This is a genomic window from Lysobacter sp. Root916, from assembly GCF_001429785.1.
Lineage (GTDB): Bacteria > Pseudomonadota > Gammaproteobacteria > Xanthomonadales > Xanthomonadaceae > Lysobacter.
In genome coordinates, this window is record NZ_LMJF01000015.1 from 263,677 (window position 1) to 288,061 (window position 24,385).

The 24,385-nt window shown below is 69.0% G+C and carries 19 protein-coding genes; 5 read left to right on the forward strand and 14 right to left on the reverse strand.

Going from position 1 to position 24,385, the window contains the following annotated elements; translation table 11 throughout:
- Nucleotides 1-7: 7 nt before the first annotated feature.
- From fabZ to pyrH, 10 genes are all read right to left on the reverse strand, one after another.
- A complete protein-coding gene (fabZ, locus tag ASE35_RS17800) occupies nucleotides 8-463 on the reverse strand; it encodes a 3-hydroxyacyl-ACP dehydratase FabZ (RefSeq protein WP_056176128.1) in 456 nt (151 codons plus the stop codon).
- Nucleotides 460-1,497, reverse strand: coding sequence for a UDP-3-O-(3-hydroxymyristoyl)glucosamine N-acyltransferase (gene lpxD, locus ASE35_RS17805; protein WP_057164666.1), 1,038 nt, complete (start codon nucleotides 1,495-1,497; stop codon nucleotides 460-462). The genes fabZ and lpxD overlap by 4 nt, the downstream gene beginning before the upstream one ends.
- A 25-nt stretch (nucleotides 1,498-1,522) precedes the next feature.
- A complete protein-coding gene (gene bamA, locus ASE35_RS17810) occupies nucleotides 1,523-4,000 on the reverse strand; it encodes an outer membrane protein assembly factor BamA (RefSeq protein WP_056176744.1) in 2,478 nt (825 codons plus the stop codon).
- 95 nt (nucleotides 4,001-4,095) lie between these two features.
- Nucleotides 4,096-5,457: an RIP metalloprotease RseP gene (rseP, locus tag ASE35_RS17815; protein WP_057164667.1), complete on the reverse strand. Its 1,362-nt coding sequence runs from the start codon at nucleotides 5,455-5,457 to the stop codon at nucleotides 4,096-4,098.
- Between the two features lie 32 nt (nucleotides 5,458-5,489).
- Nucleotides 5,490-6,656, reverse strand: a complete 1,167-nt coding sequence (locus ASE35_RS17820; protein WP_057164668.1) for a 1-deoxy-D-xylulose-5-phosphate reductoisomerase — start codon at nucleotides 6,654-6,656, stop codon at nucleotides 5,490-5,492.
- A gap of 2 nt (nucleotides 6,657-6,658) precedes the next feature.
- The gene (locus ASE35_RS17825; protein WP_056176114.1) at nucleotides 6,659-7,510 is read right to left on the reverse strand and encodes a phosphatidate cytidylyltransferase; all 852 of its coding nucleotides are present in this window, start codon (nucleotides 7,508-7,510) and stop codon (nucleotides 6,659-6,661) included.
- Complete coding sequence (gene uppS, locus ASE35_RS17830; protein ID WP_056176111.1) at nucleotides 7,507-8,280, reverse strand: polyprenyl diphosphate synthase; 774 nt, start codon at nucleotides 8,278-8,280, stop codon at nucleotides 7,507-7,509. The genes ASE35_RS17825 and uppS overlap by 4 nt, the downstream gene beginning before the upstream one ends.
- A 189-nt stretch (nucleotides 8,281-8,469) precedes the next feature.
- Nucleotides 8,470-9,027: a ribosome recycling factor gene (gene frr / locus ASE35_RS17835; protein WP_056176110.1), complete on the reverse strand. Its 558-nt coding sequence runs from the start codon at nucleotides 9,025-9,027 to the stop codon at nucleotides 8,470-8,472.
- A gap of 100 nt (nucleotides 9,028-9,127) precedes the next feature.
- Nucleotides 9,128-10,048, reverse strand: a complete 921-nt coding sequence (locus ASE35_RS17840; RefSeq protein WP_057159644.1) for a cation diffusion facilitator family transporter — start codon at nucleotides 10,046-10,048, stop codon at nucleotides 9,128-9,130.
- Between the two features lie 153 nt (nucleotides 10,049-10,201).
- Complete coding sequence (pyrH, locus tag ASE35_RS17845) at nucleotides 10,202-10,924, reverse strand: UMP kinase (RefSeq protein WP_056176104.1); 723 nt, start codon at nucleotides 10,922-10,924, stop codon at nucleotides 10,202-10,204.
- Nucleotides 10,925-11,242: 318 nt separating this feature from the next.
- On the opposite strand from pyrH, the gene ASE35_RS17850 reads away from it, so the two are divergent.
- The 5 genes from ASE35_RS17850 to ASE35_RS17870 all read left to right on the forward strand — a co-directional run bounded on the left by ASE35_RS17850 (nucleotide 11,243) and on the right by ASE35_RS17870 (nucleotide 20,274).
- Nucleotides 11,243-11,860, forward strand: a complete 618-nt coding sequence (locus ASE35_RS17850; RefSeq protein ID WP_235567162.1) for an RNA polymerase sigma factor — start codon at nucleotides 11,243-11,245, stop codon at nucleotides 11,858-11,860.
- On the forward strand, nucleotides 11,857-12,879 hold the full coding sequence (locus ASE35_RS17855; protein WP_057164669.1) for a FecR domain-containing protein: 1,023 nt from the start codon (nucleotides 11,857-11,859) through the stop codon (nucleotides 12,877-12,879). The genes ASE35_RS17850 and ASE35_RS17855 overlap by 4 nt, the downstream gene beginning before the upstream one ends.
- Before the next feature lie 152 nt (nucleotides 12,880-13,031).
- The gene (locus tag ASE35_RS17860) at nucleotides 13,032-15,845 is read left to right on the forward strand and encodes a TonB-dependent receptor (RefSeq protein WP_056176098.1); all 2,814 of its coding nucleotides are present in this window, start codon (nucleotides 13,032-13,034) and stop codon (nucleotides 15,843-15,845) included.
- Nucleotides 15,846-16,162: 317 nt separating this feature from the next.
- Nucleotides 16,163-19,378 carry an autotransporter domain-containing protein gene (locus tag ASE35_RS17865; protein ID WP_057164671.1) on the forward strand — a complete coding sequence of 1,072 codons (3,216 nt, stop codon included), beginning with the start codon at nucleotides 16,163-16,165 and terminating at the stop codon, nucleotides 19,376-19,378.
- Between the two features lie 203 nt (nucleotides 19,379-19,581).
- Complete coding sequence (locus ASE35_RS17870) at nucleotides 19,582-20,274, forward strand: AIM24 family protein (RefSeq protein WP_056176092.1); 693 nt, start codon at nucleotides 19,582-19,584, stop codon at nucleotides 20,272-20,274.
- Nucleotides 20,275-20,410: 136 nt separating this feature from the next.
- Here ASE35_RS17870 and ASE35_RS17875 read toward each other — a convergent pair whose 3' ends face one another.
- The 4 genes from ASE35_RS17875 to ASE35_RS17890 all read right to left on the reverse strand — a co-directional run bounded on the left by ASE35_RS17875 (nucleotide 20,411) and on the right by ASE35_RS17890 (nucleotide 24,333).
- Entirely contained in the window at nucleotides 20,411-21,154 is a 744-nt protein-coding gene (locus ASE35_RS17875; protein ID WP_057164672.1) for a class I SAM-dependent methyltransferase, read from the reverse strand.
- Nucleotides 21,155-21,239: 85 nt separating this feature from the next.
- A complete protein-coding gene (gene tsf / locus ASE35_RS17880) occupies nucleotides 21,240-22,121 on the reverse strand; it encodes a translation elongation factor Ts (protein WP_056176086.1) in 882 nt (293 codons plus the stop codon).
- Nucleotides 22,122-22,252: 131 nt separating this feature from the next.
- Entirely contained in the window at nucleotides 22,253-23,095 is an 843-nt protein-coding gene (gene rpsB, locus ASE35_RS17885; protein WP_056176081.1) for a 30S ribosomal protein S2, read from the reverse strand.
- 356 nt (nucleotides 23,096-23,451) lie between these two features.
- Complete coding sequence (locus ASE35_RS17890; protein ID WP_162259073.1) at nucleotides 23,452-24,333, reverse strand: MBL fold metallo-hydrolase; 882 nt, start codon at nucleotides 24,331-24,333, stop codon at nucleotides 23,452-23,454.
- Nucleotides 24,334-24,385 lie beyond the last annotated feature (52 nt).

Below are 24,385 nucleotides of genomic sequence, written 5' to 3' on the forward strand. Positions count from 1 at the left end.
CGTACGCTCAGGCCTTGGACTCGGCGCAGACGATCTCGGCGCAGGCCACCTGCTCGCCGTCGACGCGGGCGATGCCGGTGTAGATGGCGACGTTGCGGATCATGCGCTTGACGGTCACGTCCAGTTCCAGGCGGTCGCCGGGGACGACCATCTTGACGAACTTGGCGCCGTCGATCTTGACCAGGTAGAACAGGCGTCCATCGGCGCTGGATTGGGTCGACAGCTGGGTCAGGATGCCGCCGGCCTGGGCCAGGGCTTCGACCACCAGCACGCCCGGCATCACCGGGTGGCCGGGGAAGTGGCCGTTGAAGAAGGGCTCGTTCGCGGTCACGTTCTTGTAGGCGAGCACGCGCTTGTGCGGCTCGAACTCGACCACGCGGTCGACCAGCAGGAAGGGATAGCGGTGCGGCAGCAAATGCTGGATCGCGGGCACGTCGATCGGGAGTTGCACGGGTTGGCTCATTTCGGTTCCTTGTCGGCAGCCGCCACCCGCCGTGCGAGCGCGTCGAGCTGCTTGAAGCGGGCGGCGTTCTTACGCCAGCTGCGATTGTCCATCAACGGGGTGCCCGAGGAATACTCGCCGGGCTCGCGAATCGAGCTGGTCACCAGGCTCATGGCGGTGACCGTGACCCGGTCGCAGATCTCCAGGTGGCCGAGCACGCCGGCGGCGCCGCCGATCATGCAGTAGCGGCCGATGCGGGCGCTGCCGGCCACGGCCGAACAGCCGGCCATGGCGCTGTGGGCGCCGATATGGACGTTGTGGCCGATCTGGATCTGGTTGTCGAGGCGGACGTCGTCCTCGAGCACGGTGTCCTCGATCGCGCCGCGGTCGATGGTGGTGTTGGCGCCGATCTCGCAGTCGTCGCCGACCGACACGCCGCCCAGCTGCGGCACCTTGATCCAGTGCGGCTCGCTGTCGGGCAGGCGCTCGAAGGCCAGGCCGAAGCCGTCGGCGCCGAGCACCGCGCCGGGATGCACCAGCACGCGCCGGCCCAGGCGCACGCGGGTGACCAGGGTGACGCGCGCGACCAGTTCGCTGTAGGCGCCGACCACGCAGTCGTCGCCGATCACGCAGCCGGGACCGACGCTGGCGCCGGATTCGACCCGGCTGCGCGCGCCGATGCTGACGAAGGCGCCGATGTGGGCGTCGTCGGCGATCTGCGCGCTGGGGTCGATCGCGGCGGAAGGGTGGATGCCGGCCTCGCGCAGCGGGCGCGGTTCGAACAGCGCGGCCAGATGGGCGAAGGCGACGTAGGGATCGCGCGCGATCAGGGCGGTGCCGGCATAGCCGTCGGCGTCGTCCTCGCGCATCACCACCACGCCGGCGCCGCTGTCGGCCAGTTGGCCGCGGTACTTGGGATTGGCCAGGAACGCGAGCTGATCGGCATGCGCGCGCGCCAGCGTGCCGACGCCGCGCACGCGCGCCTCGCCGTCGCCGCGCAGGCCGAGCGCGAAACGCTCGGCCAATTCGCGGGCGGTGTAATCAGGCGTCAACACGGAGCGCCCGGCGCGACCGCCGCCGTCAGAACGTGCCGCCGAAGGTGAACTGCAGGCGCTCGAGCTCGTCGCCTTCCTTGATCTTCTGTCCGGAGGCGTTGAACACGGCGTCCTCCTTGCGCAGCGGGAAGGCGTAGCTGATCGAGATCGGGCCCATCGGCGAACGCCACATCAGCGAGATGCCGGTGGACGCGCGCAGGTCGCCGGCGTCGAATTCGTCGTAATTCTTGTAGACGTTGCCGACGTCGATGAAGGCCGACACGCGCGCCTGCGGGGTGTCCAGCAGGGTCGGGAAGTACATTTCCAGCGAGCCGACGGTCTTGAACGAGCCGCCGATCGGCTGGGTGAAGGTGCTGCCCGGCGACGGGCCTTCGCGCGGACCCAGGGTGTTGTCGGTGAAGCCGCGCACCGAGCGCACGCCGCCGGCGTAGAAGTTCTCGAAGAACGGCAGGCCGTCGGCGGTGACCGTGCGGCCGGTCAGCGGACCGGCGCCGTCCGGGTCCGGAATCACGCGCGTGACCGCGTCGCCGTAGCTGTCGCCGTAGCCGAGTTCGGCGCGGGTGTTGAGCACGAAGTGGCGCGAGATCGGCCAGAACTTGGAGATGTTGTAGTTGAGCTTGTAGTACTCGACGGTCGAGCCGGGCAGGGTCATTTCCAGCCAGACGCGCTGCTGCAGGCCGCGGGTCGGGGTCAGCAGGTTGTCCAGCGAGTTGCGCGACCAGCCGAACTCCGCGCGCCAGGCGTGGAAGGTGCGCGTGCCGAGGGCGTCGATGTAGTCGACCAGACTGAAGGCGGTGCCGCCGCGGCTGGTCAGGATCTCGTTGCTGTCGATGCCGAACATCGCCGAGACGGTGTCGGTCTCGGTGATCGGCAGCCCCAGCACGACCTGCGCCGCGCCGCTGGTGGTGGAGTACTGGGCGGTGTTGTAGTCGGAGTTGTCGAACTCGCGCCACCACAGGTTGTAGCCCAGCGACATGCCGTCGTCGGTGAAGTACGGGTTGGTGTACGAGAAGTCGTAACGCTGCAGGTAGTCGTTGCGGCTGGCCTGCACGGACACGCGGTTGCCGCTGCCCAGGAAGTTGGCCTGCGACAGCTGGATCTGCGTGGTCAGGCCGGTCAGCTGGGAGAAGCCCAGGCCGAACACGAAGCTGCCCGAGGTGGTTTCCTTGACGTTGTAGACCACGTCGACCTGATCGTTGCTGCCTTGCACCGGCTGGGTTTCGACGTCGACGGTCTCGAAGTAGCCCAGGCCCTGCAGACGGATCTTGGAGCGGTCGATCGCGGCCTGCGAGTACCAGCTGCCTTCGAACTGGCGCATTTCGCGGCGCATCACTTCGTCGGCGGTGCGGGTGTTGCCCTTGAACACGACCCGGCGCACGTTGACGCGCGGGCCCGGCACGACCTGCATGTTGATGGCGACGGTCTTGCCTTCGCGGTCCACGTCCGGGATCGGGTTGACCTGCGCGAACGCGTAGCCGACGTTGCCCAGGGTGGCGACGATCGCGTCGGAGCTGATCTCGAGCAGGCGGCGCGAGAAGATCTGATCGGGCTTGACGATCACCAGGCGCTCGATCTGGTCCTTCGGCAGCACGGTATCGCCGGTGACCTCGACCTTGGTGACCTTGTACTGCTCGCCCTCGTTGACGCCGGCGGTGATGAACATGTCCTGGCGGTCGGGGCTGATCGCGACCTGGGTCGACTCGATGTTGAAGTCGACGTAGCCGCGATCGAGGTAGTAGTTGTTGAGCTTCTCGAGGTCGCCCGAGAGCTTCTCGCGCGAGTACTGGTCGTCGCGGCGGTACCAGCTGAGCCAGTTGTGCTCGCGCGATTCCCAGCCGCCGACGATGTCTTCCTGGGCGAACTTCTCGTTGCCGACCAGGTTGATGTGGCGGATCTTGGCGGCCTTGCCTTCCTTGACCGTGATGGTCAGGTCGACGCGGTTGCGGTCCAGGCGCGCCACCGTCGGGGTGATCTCGACGTTGTACTTGCCGCGGTTGTTGTACTGCTTGGTGAGCTCCTGGGTGACCTTGTCCAGCGCCAGGCGGTCGAAGGTGTCGCCTTCGGCCAGGCCGGCTTCCTTCAGGCCGCGCAGCAGGTCTTCGCTCTTGATGTCCTTGTTGCCGGTCAGGGTCAGCTTGTTGATCGCCGGACGCTCGGTCACGGTGACCACGACGATGGTGCCCTGACGGCCGACCTGCACGTCCTCGAAGAAGCCGGTCTTGTACAGCGCGCGGATCGCGTCGCCGGCCTTGGCGCCGTCCATGGTGTCGCCGCGCTCGATCGGCAGGTAGGTGAACACCGTACCGGCGGAGATGCGTTGCAGGCCGTCGACACGGATGTCGCTGACGGTGAACGAACCCGCTGCCGGTGCCGGGGCCGGGGCCGGCGCGCCGGGTAGCGCGAACGGGTCGGCCGACTGCGCCAACGCTGGAGCTGCCGCGGCCGAGGTCAGCGCCGAGGCGAGGGCGAGGGCGAGCATGCGGCGAGGAGGGGTTCGCGTCATCATTACGTCCGGTTGGGGTTCGTTGACGCCCGTAACGGGGCGCCGGTTCGAGGCTTCGAGCGATCGAGGCATCGGGTCGATAGGCAGGGCCGGCATCAGCGCACCAGGTTGTTCACGATGTCGTTGTAGAACGCCAAACCCATCAGGCTGACGATCAGCGCCAGGCCGACATACTGGCCGGCGGCCATAACGCGCTCGCTGACCGGGCTGCCCTTGACCAGCTCGATAAGGTAATACAGCAGGTGACCGCCGTCCAAGATCGGGATCGGCAGCAGGTTCAGGATTCCCAGGCTCAGCGACAGCAGGGCCAGCATCTGCAGGTACCACGCCGGACCGTGCTGGGCATGGTCGTTGGCGGCTCGGGCGATGGTGATCGGGCCGGCGACGGTGTTCTGCACCGATAGACGGCCGCTGAACGCACGTCCGATCATCGCCACCATGTCCTGGGTCTGACGGCCCATTTCGCGGAACGCGGCGGGGATCGCGTCGATCGGGCCGTAGCGCAGCACCGCATCGGGCTGGGGCTCGCCCTTGGCCACTTCCAGGCCCAGCAGCCATTGCTGCTTGCCGGTTTCGGGATTCTTGGCCTTCAACGGGGTCAGCGGGAACGCCAGGCGGTCGCCGCCGCGCTGCACTTCGACCATGGCCTCGCCGCCGCGCTTGCCCAGCGCATCGACCAGGCCGCCGATGTCGCCCCAGGACGCGACCGGCTCGCCGTCGATCGCGGTCACGCGGTCGCCTTCGGCGAGCACGCCCCAGGCCGGGCGGTCGGGCAGCACGCGGCCGATCACCGCCGGCGTCAGCTGATGGCGCCAGATCAGGCCGGTGTGGTTGAGCAACTGGCGTTCGTCGATATCGGCCGGCAGCTTGGACAGGCGCAGGGTGCGGGTGGCCTCGCGGCCGTCCTCGCCGCGCACCTGCACCGGCACGTCGCTGCGGTCCAGCGCCGCCGACAGCAGGGCCAGCGCGGCTTCGCTGGTGGTGGGGGTGGCGCGGTCGCCGACCGCGACGATGATGTCGCCGCGGCTCAGGCCCGACTGCGCGGCCAGGCCCTCGACCTTGCCGACCGCGGGCGCGAAGTCCGGGCGGCCGATCACGAACATCAGCCAGAACAGCGCCACGCACAGGATCAGGTTGGCGATCGGGCCGGCGGCCACGATCGCGATGCGCTTGAACACGCTCTGCCGATTGAAGGCCTGCGCGACCTCGGCCGGATCGACGTCGCCCTCGCGCTCGTCGAGCATCTTGACGTAGCCGCCCAGCGGAATCGCGGCGATCGCGAACTCGGTGCCGTGGCGGTTGCGGCGCATCCACAGCGGCTTGCCGAAGCCGACCGAGAAGCGCAGCACTTTGACCCCGCTGCGGCGCGCGACCCAGTAATGGCCGAACTCGTGGAAGGTCACGAGCACGCCCAGGCTGACCAGCAGCCACCAGACCGAGCCGATGAATTCGCTCATGGGAGTTCCACTATTGGGGTCAGGCCCATGCGCTACGCCTTGTCATCGATGGCTTGCGCGGCGTACCGGCGCGCCTGCGCATCGGCATCGCGCAGGGCCGCCAGCGAGGTCGCCGGGGTGGAGGGGAGCGCGGCGAGGGTGTCCTCGACCAGCGCCGGTATCGCTAGGAAACCGATACGCCGCTGAAGAAACGCTGAAACCGCCACTTCGTTGGCGGCGTTCAACACTGCCGGGGCGGTGCCGCCCGCGCTCAGGGCCGCGAAAGCCAGGCCCAGGCAGGGAAAGGCGTCCAGGTCCGGCGGTTCGAAGTCCAGTCGCCCGTGTGCCAGCAGGTCCAGTCCGGACACGCCCGAGGCGATCCGCTCCGGCCAGCCGAAGCCCACCGCCAGCGCGGTGCGCATGTCGGGCAGCCCGAGCTGGGCCAGGGTCGAGCCGTCGACGAATTCGACCAGCGAATGGACCAGGCTTTGCGGATGCACCAGCACCTGGATGCGCTCGCCGGACACGCCGAACAGGTGGTGGGCCTCGATCACTTCCAGGCCCTTGTTCATCAGCGTGGCCGAGTCGACCGAGATCTTCGGGCCCATCGACCACTTCGGATGCGCGACCGCCTGTTCCGGGGTGACCTGGGCCAGGGATGCGCGGTCGCGGCCGCGGAACGGCCCGCCCGAGGCGGTGAGCAGGATCCGCGCCAATCCCGCATGCGCGTGCGCATCGGGCAGGCATTGGAAGATCGCGTTGTGCTCGCTGTCGATCGGCACGATGGTGGCGCCGGCTTCGTGCGCGGCGCGCATCAGCAGCTCGCCGGCCAGCACCAGCGATTCCTTGTTGGCCAGCAGCAGGCGCTTGCCGGCGCGCGCCGCGGCCAGGGTGGAATCCAGGCCGGCCGCGCCGACGATGGCCGCGACCACGGTGTCGCAGGCGTCGCCGGAGACCAGCGCGACCAGGGCCTCGTCGCCGCAATGCGCCTGGGTGTCCAGGCCGCGCGCGCGCAGGCCGTCGCGCAGCGCGGCGTAGCACGCGGCGTCGGCGATCACCGCATGCGCGGGTCGGTGGCGCTCGCACAGCGCCAGTAAGTCGTCGACGCGCGCGCCGGCGGCGAGCACGCTGGTGCGCAGGCGCTCGGGATGGCGCGCGATCACGTCCAGGGCCGAAGTGCCGATGGAGCCGGTCGCGCCGAGTACGGCGATGTGCTGCATGTTCAGAAGTCCAGCACGGCCTTGCCGAGCGCGAAGACCGGCAGCGCCGCGAGCACGCCGTCGACGCGGTCGAGGATGCCGCCGTGGCCGGGAATGAGATGACCGGAATCCTTGACCCCGGCATGGCGCTTGAGCAGGCTCTCGAACAGGTCGCCGACCACCGAGAACAGCACCGCCACGAACGCGACCAGGGCCACCGCCGGCAGCTGATAGGGCTGGGCGCCGGCGAAGCTGGCGAAGGCGATACCGACCGCGACGCCGGCGAGCACGCCGCCGACCACGCCTTCGATGGTCTTGTTGGGGCTGACCCGCGGCGCCAGTTTGAGGCGACCGAACTTGCGCCCGGCGAAATAGGCGCCGCTGTCGGCGGCCCACACGATCGCCAGCGCGGTCAGCAGCCAGCGGTGGCCATTGGGCTGGCCGGCATGGATCCAGGCCAGCGCGCACCAGGCCGGAATCACGCTGAGGGTGCCGGCGGCGAGCTTGAACGCGCGCGCGTAGGACTCGTGATTGCTCGCGAATTGATAACGCTGCAGCCAAAGCAGGGCCAGCAGCCACCAGATCACGCCGACCAGCGAGGCGATCTTGAACAGCACCATCGAGGGCACGCCGGCGATTTCGGGCGCGCCCGAGCGCGAGGCCCAGACGATCGCCACCATCAGCGCCAGGTTGGCCGCCAGCAGCACGGTGCGCGACAGGGTGTCCTCGATTTCGGCCAGGTCGAACCATTCCCACAACCCGATCAGGAACAGCACCGCGGCCAGCGCCATCACCCAGGGGGTGTGCAGCAGCAGGATCGCCGCGATCGCGATCGGGGCCATCACCAACGCGGCGAGCAGGCGGGTTCGGGTCATTCAGCGGTCTCGTCGGTGTCGTGGGTGCGCGCGGCGATCTGCGCGCCGGTCAGGCCGTAACGGCGTTCCCGGCCGGCGAAGTCGTCCAGGGCGCGCTGGAGTGTGGCCGCATCCAGTTCCGGCCACAACGCATCGGTGAACCACAACTCGGTGTAAGCCAGCTGCCAGAGCAGGAAATTGCTGATCCGGGTGTCGCCGCCGGTGCGGATGAACAGGTCCGGCGCCGGCAGGTCGGCCAGGGCCATGCGCGCGCCCAGGGCGGCCTCGTCGATGGCCTCCGGCGCCAGCCGGCCGGCGGCCACGTCCTGGGCCAGCGAACGCGCGGCCTGGGCGATGTCCCAGCGTCCGCCGTAGCTGGCGGCCACGGTCAGGTGCAGGACGTCGTTGTTCAGCGTCTGGCGCTCGGCCGCGGCCATGCGCTCGCGGATCGGCGCGGCGAAGCGCTCGCGTTCGCCGATGAAGCGCACCCGCACGCCGCGCCGGTCGAGCTCGTCGACCTCGCGTTCCAGGGCGTTGAGGAACAGCTTCATCAGCGCCCCGACCTCGTCCTCGGGCCGGCCCCAGTTTTCGCTGGAGAAGGCGAACAGGGTCAGGGCGTGGATCCCGCGCGCGATGCAGAAATCGATGCAGACGTCGACCGCGCGCGCGCCGGCGCGGTGGCCGATGATGCGCGGACGGCGGCGGCGCTCGGCCCAACGGCCGTTGCCGTCCATGATGACGGCGAGGTGGCGCGGGACGCGCGGCGCGGCGTGGGCGGGATCGGAAGGCATGGAGCCGGCGGCGGGACCTGGAAGCGGGTTCAAGTAAACGGGTTCGGGGCGGTGGCGCGGTGCGCCGTCGCGGGCCCGGCGTGCCGGGCCTGCCCGAGCAGGTCAGTAGCGGACCGGCGGCGCCGGCGAAAGTTCGATACCGGCCGGGGCGCGGCCGCGCGCAGGCGGGCTTGCGCGGCCGGCACGGGCTCAGACCGCCATCAGTTCCTGTTCCTTGGCCTTGATCACCTCGTCGACGTCCTTGATCGCGCTGTCGGTGATCTTCTGGATATCGGTTTCGCTGCGGCCGGCCTCGTCCTCGGTGATCTGCTTGTCCTTCAGCAGCTCCTTGACCTGGTGGTTGGCGTCGCGGCGGATGTTGCGGATCGCGACCTTGGCGGTCTCGCCTTCGCTGTGCACGTGCTTGCTCAGTTCCTTGCGGCGCTCCTCGGTGAGGGCGGGCAGGTTGATCCGGATCACGGTGCCGGCGGTGTTCGGGGTCAGGCCCAGGTCCGAGGCCAGGATCGCTTTCTCGACCGGGCCGACCATCTGCTTTTCCCAGGGCGTGATCATCAGCGTGCGCGCATCCGAGATGGCGACGCTGGCGACCTGCGACAGCGGCATGTCGGAGCCGTAGTAATTGACCTTCAGATGGTCCACCAGCGCGGTCGAGGCGCGGCCGGTGCGGACCCGGGTCAGGTCGTGGCGAAACGCTTCGACGCTTTTGGCCATGCGGGTCTGGGCGTCTTTCTTGATGTCGTTGAGCATCGCCGGCTCCGGTCCTTATGAACGGTAATCGCGGGATTATATAGGCCCGGGCCGCATTTGCGGCCCGCAGCGGTCCAGGGGCCCCGGCGCGGGCCCGGCCTCAATGCTCGTGCGAGTGCTCGCCGTGCGGCGCGCGGTCGTGGCGATCGTGCTCGCAGGCGCGCCCGTGTTCGACCTGCAGGGTCGGGTGGTTGATGCCGTAGCGCCGGTCGAGTTCGTGGTTGAGGCGGTCGATGAAGGCGTCGTGGTCGGCGTCGTCGGGGCGCACCAGGTGCGCGGTCATCGCGATCTCGCCCGCGCCCAGCGACCAGATATGCAGATGGTGCACCGCGGTCACCCCCGGTTGCTGCGCCAGGAACGCCGCGACCTGGGCCTGGTCGATGCCGCGCGGCACCGCGTCCATGGCCGCGTTGAAGCTTTCGCGCAGCAGCCCGAACGCGCCCGCCGCGACCACCACGCCGATCAGCAGCGCGATCACCGGATCCAGCCAGGCCCAGCCCAGCCACCACATGCCGGCGCCGGCCAGCACCGCGGCCAGCGACACCGCGGCGTCGGCGACCAGATGCAGGAAGGCGCCGCGGCGGTTGAGGTCCTGGGCGTGGCCGTCGCGCACGAACCAGGCCGCGCCCAGGTTGACCGCGATGCCCAGCGCGGCCACCACCATCACCGGCAGGGCCGGAATCTCGGGCGGCGCGCTGAAGCGGCGGATCGCTTCCCAGGCCAGGGCGCCGGAGAACGCAACCAGCAGCAGCGCGTTGGCCAGCGGCGAGAGCAGGGTGGCGCGGCGCCAGCCGTAGGTGTGACGGTCGGTGGGCGCGCGCTTGGCCAGCACCGCCGCGCCCCAGGCCAGGCCCAGGCCGAGCACGTCGCCGAGGTTGTGCAGGGCGTCGGACAGCAGCGCCAGCGAATTGGTGGCGAAGCCGTAGCCGGCCTCGATCGCCGTGTAGGCGAGGTTGATCAGGGTGATGAAGGCGAACGCGCGGGTGCCGTTCGCGGCGTGATCGTGGCTGTGCGAGTGCATGCCGCGATCGTGTCACGCGGCGCGCGGGGACACTATTACAGCAGCGCCGACGGCGCCATGTGAGCCCGCTTCCTCATCCGATGAGGGGAGCTTCATATCCCCCTTCGTCGCAGGTTCCCCCCTTTGCAAAAGGGGGGTTAGGGGGATTTGCTTTTACCCGCGCCCCTGCACCAACGTACCGATATTCTCGCCGCGCAAAATCCGCAGCAGCACGCCCGGCTGGCTCATGTCGAAGATGCGCAGCGGCAGGTCGCTGTCGCGGCACAGGGCGAACGCGGCGGTGTCCATCACCTGCAGATCGCGCGCGATCACCTGGTCGTAGCTGAGCTTGTCGTAGCGAACCGCGTCGCTGTGCTTCTTGGGGTCCTTGTCGTACACGCCGTCGACCTTGGTCGCCTTCAGCAACAGGTCGGCGCCGATCTCGATCGCGCGCAGCGCGGCGCCCGAGTCGGTGGTGAAGAAGGGGTTGCCGGTGCCGGCGGCGAAGATCACCAGACGGCCCTTTTCCAGGTGGCGGATCGCGCGCCGGCGGATGTAGTCCTCGCAGACGTCGTTGATCTTGATCGCGCTCATCACCCGCGCCTTGGCGCCCAACTTCTCCAGCGCGTCCTGCATGGCCAGGGCGTTGATGACGGTGGCCAGCATGCCCATCTGGTCGCCGGTGACCCGGTCCATGCCGCCGGCGGCCAGGCCGGCGCCGCGGAAGATGTTGCCGCCGCCGATCACCAGGGCGACCTCGGCACCGGCGTGCTGGGCCTCGACCACCTCGCGCGCGAGCCGGCCGATCACCTTGGGGTCGATGCCGTAGTCCTCGTCCCCCATCAGCGCCTCGCCGGACAACTTGAGCAGGACACGGCGACAGGCGAGCTGGGACATAGGGACCTCCGGGTGAGCAAACCCAGCGATTCTAGCCGAGTGGGGCGGGTTCCACGAGCCGGGCCAGCTTGCGGGATTGCGATCGGCGTCGCGCTACGCCGGCTTGCGCATAGCCTGGCGCCAGCCTTTGACATAGCGGATTCCATGTTACAAAGCTAGCGCATGCCGGTTCGCCGCCCCGCGCGGCCGCTCCGGCGCTACCAAGCAACCCGCAACAGGGGCCAGGTGCAGATGAACGATCAGGTTTCCAGCACAGCGACCGGCGCCACAGGCCGCGGTCGGCCGCGCCCCCGGCGCGCCACGGCGGTGGTTTAGGCCTTGGCCCGCCCCGTGCACCAGGCCCAGATGGACGTCTTCCCGGATCCGCCCGCGCCGGACCGCCCCGCGCCCGGCCGTCCGGAGACCTACCCGCGCGCCGACGACGGCTTCGAGCGTTTCGTGCTCGAGCACCGCGATGCGCTGATCCGTTTCCTGTGCAAGCGCACCGGCGAGGAAGACGCCAAGGACATCGCCCAGGAAAGCCTGGTCCGGCTGATGCGCTACCGCGGCCAGCCGGCCGAGCAGCTCAAGCTGCTGATGTACCGGATCGCGATGAACGAGCTCAACGACCGCGGCCGCCGCCAGCAGAGCCAGCACGCGTCCGCGCACGTGAGTTTCGACCAGCATTTCCACGGCCTGCCGTCGGCGGATCTCGCCCACGACCAGCGCGTGGCCAACCAACAGGAGCTGGCGCGCGTGCGTGAGGCGATCCTGCGGCTGCCGACCAAGTGCCGGCAGGTCTACCTGCTCAACCGCATCGAAGGCATGAGCTATACCGAGATCGCGCGCCATTGTGGGATCTCCGTCAAGGCTGTGGAGAAACATATCGGCCGTGCGCTGGTGCTGTTGCGCTTGCGTCTGCGGGAAAATCTGTCAGACACGACAGGTGGCGCATGAATACGGCTAGCGCGAATTCCAACCGATACGACGATCAGGACCAGGCCGAGGCCTGGGTGGCGCGCCTGAACGCGCCCGACAGCGACACCCACGACCGCGAAGCGTTCGAGCGCTGGCTGGCGCAGTCGCCGGCCAACGCCCGCGACTACCGCGAGGTCGAGCAGATCCATCTGCTGTCGGCCCAGTTGGGCGACGACGACCTGTTGCGCGCGGCCGCCCGCGCGGCGCGGCGCGACAGCGCGGCGACCCGCCGCCGCTTCCATCCCTGGCTGGCCCCGGGCGCGGCGATCGCCGCGACCCTGGCGGTGGCGATCGGCGTGGCGGCGTGGATCCAGCGCGCGCCGCCGGTGCAGACCGACCGCTACGTCACCGCGATCGGCGAGCAGCGCACCATCGCCCTCAGCGACGGCACCACCCTGCTGCTGGACACCCACAGCGCGGTAACCACGCGTTTCGACCGCGACAGCCGCACCGTCGAGGTCGCCCAAGGCCGGGTCCAGTTCGCGGTCGGCCGCGACAGCGGCAACCGGCGCGGCCCGCGTCCATTCCTGGTCAAGGCCGGCGGCGGCACCATCCGCGATATCGGCACCACCTTCCAGGTCAGTCGCGACGGCGGCGCGGTCGACGTCGGCCTGATCGAGGGCGAGGTCGAAGTGGCGGTCGGCGGCGCCGGCGCCACCCGCGTCACCAGTACCCTGGCCCCGGGCGAGCAGGTCCGCATCGAGAGCGGCGGCACGCTGGCGCCCAAGCGGCCGCTGGACCTGGCCGTGGCCCAGGCCTGGCCGCGCGGCGACCTGGTGTTCAAGAACCGCCGTCTCGACCAGCTGCTGGACGAGATGAACCGCTATTCCAAGACCCAACTGCGGCTGGAGCAGCCGGCGCTGGGCGCGCTCAAGGTCAGCGGCGTGTTCCACATCGACGACCAGGAGGCGCTGCTGGCGGCCCTGGAACGCGGCTGGGCGCTGCAGGCGCGGCGCGTGGGCGAGCACGAGATCGTGCTCCAGACCGCGCGCCAGTGACGCCCGGATCGGATCGGCCCCGAGCTTTCGCAACCAATAGTGGCGTCGCGTTGCAGGCCTACTCAGGCTTCCGTATGGTGGCCGGTTAGGGGGATAGACGCACCGGATGAATGGCCAAAGTTAGGCACACGTTAGCCATCTCGAGTGCGTTCTTGTTGTGCCTCGCTGCGCAGGGCACGCAGACCGCTGCGGCCGCGCCTTCGGCGCCGACTCGTTTCGCGATCCAGCCCGGCGCGCTGGACGACGCCCTGCAGTCCCTGGCCACTCAGAGCCGGGTCCAGATCCTGTACGCCCCGGCCCTGGTCGCGCGCAAGCGCAGCGCCGGCCTGCGCGGCGAACTGCCGCCGGCGCAGGCGCTGGAGCGCCTGTTGCAGGGCAGCGGCCTGCGCGCGGTCCGGGTCAACGACGACACCTTCCTGTTGCAGTTGGCGCCGCCGCCGGCGGCCGTGGCCAAACCCAAGCCGCCGCGCCCGCTGCCGCCACCGCCGCCGCGGATAGAAGAGCCCACCAACCTGGGCCCGGTCCACGTCACCGGCAGTCACATCCCGCGCAGCGACCTGGAATCGGTGCCGGTCTCGCCGATGACCCTGATCGGCCGCGAGGAAATCGAGGCCAGCGGCCACCAGACCCTGTTCGAACTGCTGCGCTTCCAGCCCGGCATGGTCGGCCATCACCCGGTCGCGGTGGCGGCCGAGGGCGGGCAACCCTATCAGCAGCCGTTCGCGGCCGCGGCCACCACCAGCCTCAACGCCCTGGGCCCGCGCGCCACCTTGTTCCTGGTCGACGGCCAGCGCATCGCCAACTACGGCCTGATCTCGGCCGATCTGGGCGGCCTGACCGATCTGGACGGGATCCCGCTGAGCATCGTCGAGCGCATCGAGATCATCCGCGGCGGCGCCTCGGCGATCTACGGCGCCGACGCCATGGCCGGCGTGGTCAACATCATCCTGAAGAAGGACCAGCAGGGCTCGGAAGTGATCGCGCGCCTGGGCGTGTCCGACCGCAACGACGCCAAGCAGCGGCGCATCTCGGTCAGCTCCGGCGTGGACCTCAAGCGCGGCGGCAACCTGTTCCTCAGCGCCGACTACTTCCAGCAGGACGGCCTGTCCGGCGCGCAGCGCTCGTGGCGGACCATGGATCGCAGCGCCGACGGCCTTGGCGATTGGCGAATACCGCTGGGCTATATCGGTTACGAAACCAATAATTTCTGGTGGGCCTGTCCGCGCCAGTACCGCGACCGCCAGGGCCGCTGCATTCTCGACACCGCCAAGCAGATCAGCCTGCAGCCGGAGTCCGAGCGCACTTCGTTCTACGCCCACTGGCGCCAGCCCTTCGGCGCCGACACCGAGGCCTACGCCGATCTGCGTGTGGGCGAGGTGTCGCAGCAACTGCTGGGTGCGCCGTTTTACGCCAACGTGAGCTTGCCGGAGGAGCATCCGGACGCGTTCTATCCGGGCGAGATGACCTCGCTGTACTACGCCTTCTACGACGCCGGACAGATCCGCACCCGCAGCGTGGCCCAAACCGTCGACCTGAGCGTGGGCATCAAGAGCTACCGCGGCGATTGGGAGTGGAGCGCGGCCTACGCCCACCACGAGAACTCGGTGGTCAACCGCATCGACGGCTTGGTCAGCTTGAGCGCGTTCTATGAGCTGGTCGGCAACCTCAGCTATCGCTTCAACACTCGTAACAGTCCCGAGACCATGGCCGCGTTCTCGCCCCGCTTGATCGCGCGCGGCAAGGCAGAGCTCGACCAGGTCACCGTGGGCGTCAACGGCCCCTGGTTCTCGCTGCCGGCCGGTCCCACGCGCGTGGCCGCCGGCCTGGAGCTGGGCCGCGATTCGCTGGACAACCGGCCCGACCCGCGCATGGTCGAACACGACGTCGCGCTCAGTCCGCCCAAGGTGCGCGTCGACGAGAACCAGGGCACCGCCTCGCTCTACGCCGAACTCAGCGCGCCTCTGGCCTCGCACCTGCAGGGCGAATTCGCACTGCGCGCCGATTACCGCGAGGGCTACCGCCACAAGCTTTCGCCCAAGCTGGGCCTGAAGTGGAACGCGCTGGATACTCTGACCTTCCGCGGCACCTGGGCGACCGGTTATCGCGCGCCCTCGTTGTACGAACTGCGGCGTCCCAACGTGGCGGATCAGTCCGCGGTGGTGCAGAACACGCAGGGATTCGGACCCTGCGACAACCCCATCGTCGGCCCGAACGGCGAAACCCAATGTGTGGTCTCGCGCAGCGCGTTCGAGAACACCGACCTCAAGCCGGAAACCTCGCGCAGCTACACCTTGGGCCTGGTGTGGGCGCCGAATTCCCGCTTCAGTCTGGCCCTGGATCATTTCGACATCCGCCGCCGCAACGAGATCACGGTGGTGAACGGCCTGGCCGGCGACCTCATGTCGACGCGCGCGGCCAAGCGCGACGACGAAGGCGATCTGATCGGCGTGCAGGACTATTACGACAACATCGGCGAAACCCACGTGCGCGGATGGGAGTTCGATGCCGAGTACCGCGTGCAAACCCAGCGCTGGGGACGCTTTACGCTGCGCTTGGCCGGCAACTATCTCGATCAGCTGTCGCGGCGCGTGGATACCGAGAATCCGGTGTTGGACTACGCCGGCTACGGCGCGCCCGATCGCACCGCCTTGGCCGGGCTGCAATGGGCCTACGGCAACTGGAGCACTACCGTGAACGCGCGCGCGCTGGGCTCGTCGCGGATCGGGCAGCCCGGCCAGGACTGCGACAAGCTCTACGTGCTGGCCGGCCGCTGCCGCAATCCCGGCTCGACCACGCTCGATCTCAACCTCGACTACAACGTCGAACGTTGGCGCTTCTCGCTCAACGTGCACGACCTCGGCGATCGCACGCCGGTCAACTACGACGTCAGCAAGGGCGGTTACGACATCGCCTACGACGATCCGCGCGGTCGCTACTTCCTGCTGAGCGCGGCTTACCGCTTCTGACGTACGGTAGGTGTTTCGTCTACGCGTGTTGGCATCTTTTTAGCGCATTTCGCGTTGAATACAGCGAAGACGGCGCGGGGCCGGCGATGCGCCAGGGTAGGGGGACCCGGCGCGCTTGCGTTATTTCCTATCAGGGGTCGCGTTGGCGACGGTCCGCATCCACCGTCGATCAGGGGAGCGGCTCGCGTCGCAGCGCACCCCTCCCCATCCCCCACGCGATTCGATCGCGCCGCCACAGGAGCACCGGCAGCATGCAAAGCAGTGCAAGCGCAACAGGCACACCTCGTCGTCACCCTCGCAGCCACGCCCGTTCGGCGTTGTCGGCGGCGATCCTTTGCGGCTTGCTGCTGGGCGCGGCCGCGCCCGCGTTCGCGCAGGACGCGTATCAGGAAAGCGGCGTCATCGGCGACGCCGACAGCTGGCGCAGCGACGAGTTCAAGGCCGACTGGGGCCTGGGCGCGATCGGCGCCGAGTACGCGTACGCGCGCGGCCTCACCGGACGCGGCATCCGTCTGGGCGTGTTCGACAGCGGCGCCGCGCTTGCGGATTCCGAATTCGGCGGCCGCGACCACCGCGCCATCCGCATCAGCGATCCCGGCTGCGTCGCCAGCAGCGCCATCAACGGCCCCAACGCCTGCTTCCTGTCCGACGGCGAGATCGCGCAGATCGATGCCTACTACATCAACGACACGGTCCCGCCGGATCTTTCCTTCGACGGCGAAGGCTTGCGTATGTTCATGGAATACAACAGCCACGGCACCCACGTCGCCGGCACCATGGTCGCCAACCGCGACGGCAACGGCTCCCACGGCGTGGCCACCGGCGCCAGCCTGACCACCTCCAAGCTGTTCTTCAACCGCATCAACGAGTTCTATGCCGACGGCGACGGTTACCCGAGCCGGTTGCTGACCCAGGGCCCGGGCGAGGACGCGCTCAACAGCATGTTCGACCAGATGGCCGCGCAGGGCGTGCGCGCGATCAACCACAGCTGGGGCAACGGCATCGAGCCGACCACGCCCGAGGACATGGACCTCGAATACGACACCTACCACGACTACTACCGCCTGTTCGCCGACGCCGCGTTGCGCACCGGCATGATCAATGTCTGGGCCGCGGGCAACGACTACGGCAACATCGCCGGCGCCTACGCCACCCTGCCGCGCTTCGCGCCGGAGATCGAGCAGTACTGGCTCAGCGTGGTCAACCTCGGCGAGGACCTCAACCTCGACGGCAGCTCCAGCATCTGCGGCCTGAGCAAGGACTGGTGCGTGGCCGCGCCGGGTACCGACATTCTGTCGACGGTGATCGAGGGCCAGATCGACGGTCGCGTCGAGCAGAATCCCGACGGTTCCTATAATTTGGAAATCGACGCGGCCCATCCGGACTACGGGTACGGCTACAAGACCGGCACCTCGATGGCCTCGCCGCACGTCACCGGCGCGCTGGCGCTGCTGATGGAGCGCTATCCCTACCTCGACAATCCGCAGATCCGCGACGTGCTGCTGACCACCGCCACCGACCTGGGCGATGCCGGCGTGGATGAGCTCTACGGCTGGGGCCTGATCGATCTGAAGAAGGCGATCGACGGCCCGGGCCAGCTGCGCGTGGACACCGACGTGGTCATGGACCAGCGCGCGGGCGGCGCCAAGGTCTGGGAGGGAGATGCCTGGGACGACTGGAGCAACGACATCTCCGGCCCCGGCCGCCTGACCAAGTCCGGCGCCGGCTGGCTGCGCCTGAGCGGCGACAACAGCTTCGCCGGTGCCACCGTGGCGCAGGGCCGTCTGGAACTGGCCGGCGGCAACAAGCTGTCCGGCACGGTCGACGTCGCCGGTGGCGATCTGCTGCTGACCGGCGATCTGCATAGCACCGACTTGAACGTCGCCTCCGGCGTGGCCCGCATCGAAGGCGGTCTCCACGATCTGGCCTTCAAGCTCGACGGCGGCTGGGGCCTGGTGGCCAGCAGCGGCGTGCTCGACAACGTCGACCTCACCGTCAACGGCGGCAAGGTCGCGTTCAACGGCACGCAGCAAGGCGGCAGCACCGTGATCGGCGCCGGCGGCATGCTCGGCGGCACCGGTCGCCTGGGCACGACCCGGGTCGAAGGCACGATCGCGCCAGGCAATTCGATCGGCACCCTGACCATCGACGGCGACTACACCCAGGCCGTGGGATCGACCTACCAGGTCGAACTGGCGGCGCCGTCGGCGTCGGACCTGCTGCTGGTCAACGGCCGCGCGACCCTGCTGGGCGGCACCGTGCGCGTGTTCCAGGGGCCGGGCACCTATCTGCTCGGCCAGCGCTACGACATCCTCTCGGCGAGCTTGGGCGTGGACGGCCGTTTCGCCGCCATCGACCACAGCGCGTTCTCGCCGTTCCTCAAGTTCGACCTGGCCTACGCCGCCAATAAGGTGACCGTGGACGTGGTGCGCGGCGCCAGCATGGCCAGCGCCGCCAACACCTACAACCAGCGTTCGGCCGCGGGCGCGGTCGATGCGCTGGCGATGGGCCAGGGCCTGCCGCAACCGCTGACCCAGTTGTTCCCGGCGCAGGCCTTGGATGCGCTCGACGATCTCAGCGGCGAACTGCACGCGAGCACGCGCTCGGTGCTGGTGGACGGCAGCCGGCATGTGCGCGAGGCCGCCTTGGCGCGTGCCCAGGCCGGCAGCGGCGCGTTCGACGCGGCCGCCGAAGGCGAGTCCGAGTCGGCGGCCTGGATCCAGCTGCTCAAGAACGGCGGCACCCTGCACGCCGACGGCAACGCCGGCGAAGTCGGCTACAACGGCGACGCCAGCCTGCTCGGCTACGACTACCGCTTCGCCAACGGCTGGCGCCTGGGCGTGCTCGGTGGCGTCGGTCGCAGCGACGCCAAGCTCGACGCGCGCAGTTCGCGCGCCGAAGTCCGCTCCCGCCACCTGGGCCTGTACCTGGGCCAAAACTGGGGCGGTTTCGGCCTGCGCGCCGGCGCCAGCTACGCGCGCCACGACATCGAGATCGAGCGCAACGTGAGCTTCCCGGGCTTCGCCGACCGCACCCGCGCCGATTACGACGGCGATACCCGCCAGGTCTTCGTCGAGGGCGCGTACCGCATCGCCACCGGCGCCTGGGAATGGGAACCCTACGCGCAGTACGCGCACGTGCGCGTGGGCAGCGACGGCTTCCAGGAAAGCGGCGGCGTGGCCGCGCTCAGCGGTGCCAGCGCCGACCAGCGTCTGGACCTGTCCACCCTGGGCCTGCGCTTCAACGTCGGCCTCAAGGGCGCGCAGCAGGACAGCAGTTGGCTGAACCTGCGCGGCGGCATCGGCCGGCGCCATGCCGGCGGCGCCGAAACCCCGTCGGCCACGGTGGCCTGGCGCAACGGCGCGGCCTTCGACGTGCACGGCGCGCCCTTGGCCGAGGACGCGACCGTGTTCGAAGCCGGGCTGGCCGCGCGCTTGGGCGCCAACGGCCTGCTCGAGTTCACCTACAGCGGCCAGTGGGCCGACGAAGCGCGCGATCACGCGGTCAACGCGCGCTATTCCCTGCAGTTCTGACCGTCGCACGACGGTGGCGAGCACGGCGGCCACGGCCGCCGTGCCGCGGCGACGGACCGCCGGGCGGCACGGGTGCCCGACGCGTGGCCGCAAGATCGGGATCTCTCCCAACACCTCTGGCCGCCTCGCAGGCGGCCTTTTTTTGTCATGCCGACGCGCGCGCGGTCGCTTATGCTGCCGCTTCCATTGGCGCAGGACCGCATATGAGCATCAAGAACCTCAAGGATTTCGTCGAAACCAGCAGCCAGAAGGATCTCAGCCCGGAGACCTTCGAACTCGAGAGCTCGCATCTGCTGGAAGTCAAACTCAACGGCCGCATCTGGGCCAAGTCCGGCTCGATGGTGGCCTACCGCGGCGGCGTGAAGTTCATCCGCCAGGGCATGCTCGAACAGGGCCTGACCAACCTGCTGAAGAAAGCGATCAGCGGCGAAGGCACCCAGATGATGAAGATGGAAGGGCAGGGCCGGGTCTACATCGCCGACGCCGGCAAGAAGATCACCTTGCTGCGCCTGGCCGGCGAGTCGATCTTCGTCAACGGCAACGACATCCTCGCCTACGAGGACGGCATCGCCTCGGAGATCAAGATGATGCGCAAGGTCTCGGGCATGATGTCCGGCGGCCTGTTCAACATGAAGCTGTCCGGCAGCGGCGTGGTCGCGATCACCTCGCACTACGAGCCGCTGACCTTGGCGGTGACCCCGGACCAGCCGGTCTTCACCGACCCCAACGCGACCGTGGCCTGGTCCGGCAATCTCAGCCCCGATATCGTCACCGACATCTCGCTGGGCACGCTGCTCGGCCGCGGTTCGGGCGAGAGCATCCAGCTCAAGTTCTCCGGCAACGGCTGGGTGGTGGTGCAGCCTTATGAAGAGGTGTACTTCCAGCAGCAGGGCTGAGCACGGCGGCCCGGTCTCCCCGTTCGCGCTTGCGCGATCGGCAAGGATGAGGGCGTCGCTGGCGCTGCGACAAAAAGGCCGCGGAATCCGCGGCCTTTTTTGGTTTCGAACGAACGGCGGCGTTGCTCCGCGCGATTTACTTCCGCGACCGGAACTCGGGCGTCCACGGAATCTCGCGATCCTCGCGCGCGATCATCGCGACGTCCTGATTGTCGGCCCAGCCGCGCTCCATGTAGCCGGCCAGGCGCACGCCCGGAATATCGCGCACCGCGGCGATGATCGCCTCCGGACGCGACAGGGAAATGCCGTAATCGCCCATGTCCACGTCTCGATAAGGCGCATAGCCGTAACCGGTCGCCCGGTAGTCGGCGACGATGCGTTCCCAAGACGGCGGGTCGATCATCTGGTAGATCTCCTGCATGCGCAGGCTCCAATCGCCATGGAACGTCGCCACCAGCACGCCGTCGGGATTGAGGTGCTCGCTCAGGTAGCGCAGCCAGCGACGCGTGCGGTCGAGGTCGACGTGCGTGAACAGCGAGCCGACCCAGATCAGGTCCACCTTGGGCAGGGCGACCTCGGTCAGCTCGGGCTTGGAGTGGATGGCGGTGCCGGCGAAGGTCTCGGCGCAGAAGTCGGCGCCGGAATGGTCGATATCGCAGAAGTACAGCTCGGCGTCGGGAAAACCCGCGCGCAGGTGGCGCGCGACCCGGCCGTGCCCGCAGGGCAGGTCGAGAATGCTGCCGATCTTGGGCAGCCACGAGGCCCGCGCGGCCAGATCGACCAGGCGCAGGGCGCTGCGCCCGACCGCGAAGTACCAGCTTTCCGCCGGTTGCCACATGCCGTCGTCGGGATGGATTTTCCGCTCGATGTCCGCTTGCATCTTCACTCCGCGCTGATTGCTCGCACCACGCCCAAAAGAAAGCCGCGGAGGTCCGCGGCCTTCTTCGACTCGAAACAGCGGCGGCTTACGCCAGACCGGCCTGCTTCATCACTTCGGCGGCGAAGTCGTCGGTCTGCTTCTCGATGCCTTCGCCCACGGCCAGACGCTGCGAGGTCACGACCTCGGCGCCGGCGGCCTTCAGGACCTGCTCGACGGTCTGGTTGGTGTCCAGCACGTAGGGCTGACCGTACAGGGTGACTTCGTTGACGATCTTGGCGATCTTGCCGCCGATGATCTTCTCCAGGATGTCGGCCGGCTTGGCCTTGTCCTTGTCGGTCATCTTGGCCAGTTCGATTTCCTTTTCCTTCGCCACGAACTCGGCCGGGACGTCGCTGGCCTTGATGTGCGGCGGGTTCATCGCCGCGACATGCATCGCCAGGCCGCGGGCCAGGTCCATGTCGCCGCCCTTGACCTCGATCAGCACGCCGATACGGCCGCCGTGCACGTAGGCGGCGACGTTGTTCGGGCTGTCGATGCGGACCAGGCGACGCACCTGCACGTTCTCGCCGACCTTGGCGATGACGGCGGCGCGGGTTTCCTCGATGGTCTCGCCCGAGGCGACCTTGGCGGCCTTCAGCGCTTCCGCGTCGGCGGCGCCCGAGCTCAGCGCGACCTGGGCCACGGTCTCGGTGAAGCCGAGGAAGTTGGCGTCCTTGGCGACGAAGTCGGTCTCGGAGTTGATCTCGACCAGCACGGCTTTGCCGCCGTCCTGGGCGACCGCGATGCGGCCTTCGGCGGCGATGCGGCCGGCCTTCTTGTCGGCCTTGGCCAGACCGGACTTGCGCAGCCACTCGGCGGCGGCGTCGATGTCGCCGTTGTTTTCGGTCAGGGCCTTCTTGCACTCCATCATGCCGGCGCCGGTGCGCTCGCGGAGTTCCTTGACCAGGGAAGCGGTGATTTCTGCCATGGGGTTACCTCAGGTGATTCGTGTAGCCGAATAGGAACGCGCGGCGGCGATCGCCGCGTACGCCGCTCCTACTGGGTCGGATGCGTGAGAGACGCAGCCGCGCAGTCTCGCGCGGCTGCGTGACAAAGCGCTTACTCGGCCGCCGGAGCGTCCTTCTTGGCGCCGGCCGGGGCCGGGCCCTTCTTGGCCGGGGCGCGACCGCGCGGAGCGGCCTTGCGGTCTTCCTTCGCGATCGGGTTGCCTTCGGCGTCGAGCTCGACGAACTCTTCCTCGCGCACGCCGACGGCCGGCGCGGCGGCCTTGCCTTCGAGCACGGAGTCGGCGGCGGCGCGGGCGTACAGCTGCACGGCGCGGATGGCGTCGTCGTTGCCCGGGATGGCGTAGTCGACCAGGGCCGGATCGTAGTTGGTGTCGACGACCGCGACGACCGGGATGCCGAGCTTCTTGGCTTCCTTGATCGCGATGTCCTCATGACCGATGTCGATCACGAACAGCGCGTCGGGCAGACGGTTCATTTCCTTGATGCCGCCGAGCGAGGCGAACAGCTTCTCGCGCTCGCGGCGCAGGCCCAGCACTTCGTGCTTGACCAGCTTCTGGAAGGTGCCGTCGGTTTCGCCGGCTTCCAGTTCCTTCAGGCGCGACACCGACTGCTTGACGGTGCGGAAGTTGGTCAGGGTGCCGCCCAGCCAGCGCTGGGTCATGTACGGCATGCCGCAACGCTCGGCCTCTTCCTTGATCGACTCGCGCGCCGAGCGCTTGGTGCCGATGAACAGGATGGTGCCGCGCTTCTGGGCGATGCCCGAGATGAAGTTCATCGCGTCGTTGAACAGCGGAACGGTCTTCTCGAGGTTGATGATGTGGATCTTGCCGCGGGCGCCGAAGATGTACGGGCCCATCTTGGGGTTCCAGTAGCGCGTCTGGTGGCCGAAATGGACGCCGGCTTCCAGCATCTGGCGCATGGTGATCTGGGGCATTGCATGACTCCGATAGGCAGTGGAACCGACCGCCACGAGGAATGAGGGCGGTGCGCCGCAGGCGGGGCCGGCGGCGCGTGGTTCCGGGGTTGGGCCTCCCCGCTGCTTCCGTGTCCGAACCGCGTACGAATCAGCTGTACGAGGCACCCCGGCACGGGCTGTGGCAGCGGGTGTGTATTCGCCGGTGACGCCCGGCGTGGGCGGCGCGAAAGCCCTGGGGCCTCCGCATAGCCGCGGAAGTGTAGCCGGATCAGGGCTTTGCGGCAACCGGAGGTGCCCAGCCCCTTCGCAGCGGCTGGTCTTCCCCTTTGAAAGGAGGGCTGAGGAGGATTCGCTCCGCTCCTAGATGGGGTCGCTCAGGGCAGGCTGTCGTAGACCGAGCCGACGATCTGGGCCGGTTTGACCCAGTTCTGGCCCCAGACCGGGTCCAGATCGGCGGTGGGCGCGGCCGCCAGCACCTGTTCGCGGGTCCGGCCGGCGCGCTTGAGCTTGGCGACGCGCTCGCGCACCTCCGCGAGCATGTCTCGCGCGGCCTTGAGATCGGCGCGGGTACCGATCGGGCCATGCCCGGCGACGATCCGGGTGCGCGGGTCGGACAGCGCCAGGCCGCGGTCCAGGGCCGCGATCAGGCCGTCGACGGTGCCGCCGACCCCGGTGTCGATGATCGGATAGAAGCCGTTGAAGTAGCAGTCGCCCATGTGCAGCACGTTGGCGGCCGGGAAATGCACCAGCAGATCGCCGTCGGTGTGCGCGGCGGGGACGTGGATCAGCCGCGCCTCCAGCCCGTCCAGGCGAATGCGGCCGTCGCCGGCCAGGGTCACGCGGGGCAGGGCGGCGGCGGGCAGGGGCGGGATGACCCGGTTGTGGTGCTTGAGGAAGGTCGCTTCGGCCATGCGCCGGCGCGCGTTCTCGTGCGCGATCAGGGTCGCGCCGGTCGCGGCCAGGGCCTCGTTGCCGCCGGCGTGGTCGCCGTGCCAGTGGGTGTTGACCACGTAACGCAGCGGCTTGCGGCCGGCCAGGGCCTGGCCCAGCGCCGGCGCGGCCTTGGCGGTTTCGCTGTCGACCAGCAGCGCGCCGTGCTCGGTTTCGGCCAGCAGCACGGTGGTGGCCGGGCCGCTCCAGGCCGACAGGCCGGGGGCGAGTTCGACCCAGGCCGCTGCGGGCTCGGCGGCCGGGGCCGGCCCGTTCAGCACCAGGGCCAGGACGAGAGAGACGACGGAAACGCGGCGCAGCGGCATGCGGATGGCTCCGATGGGGGCGGGCGAGGACGACGGCGGCACGCTGTGGACC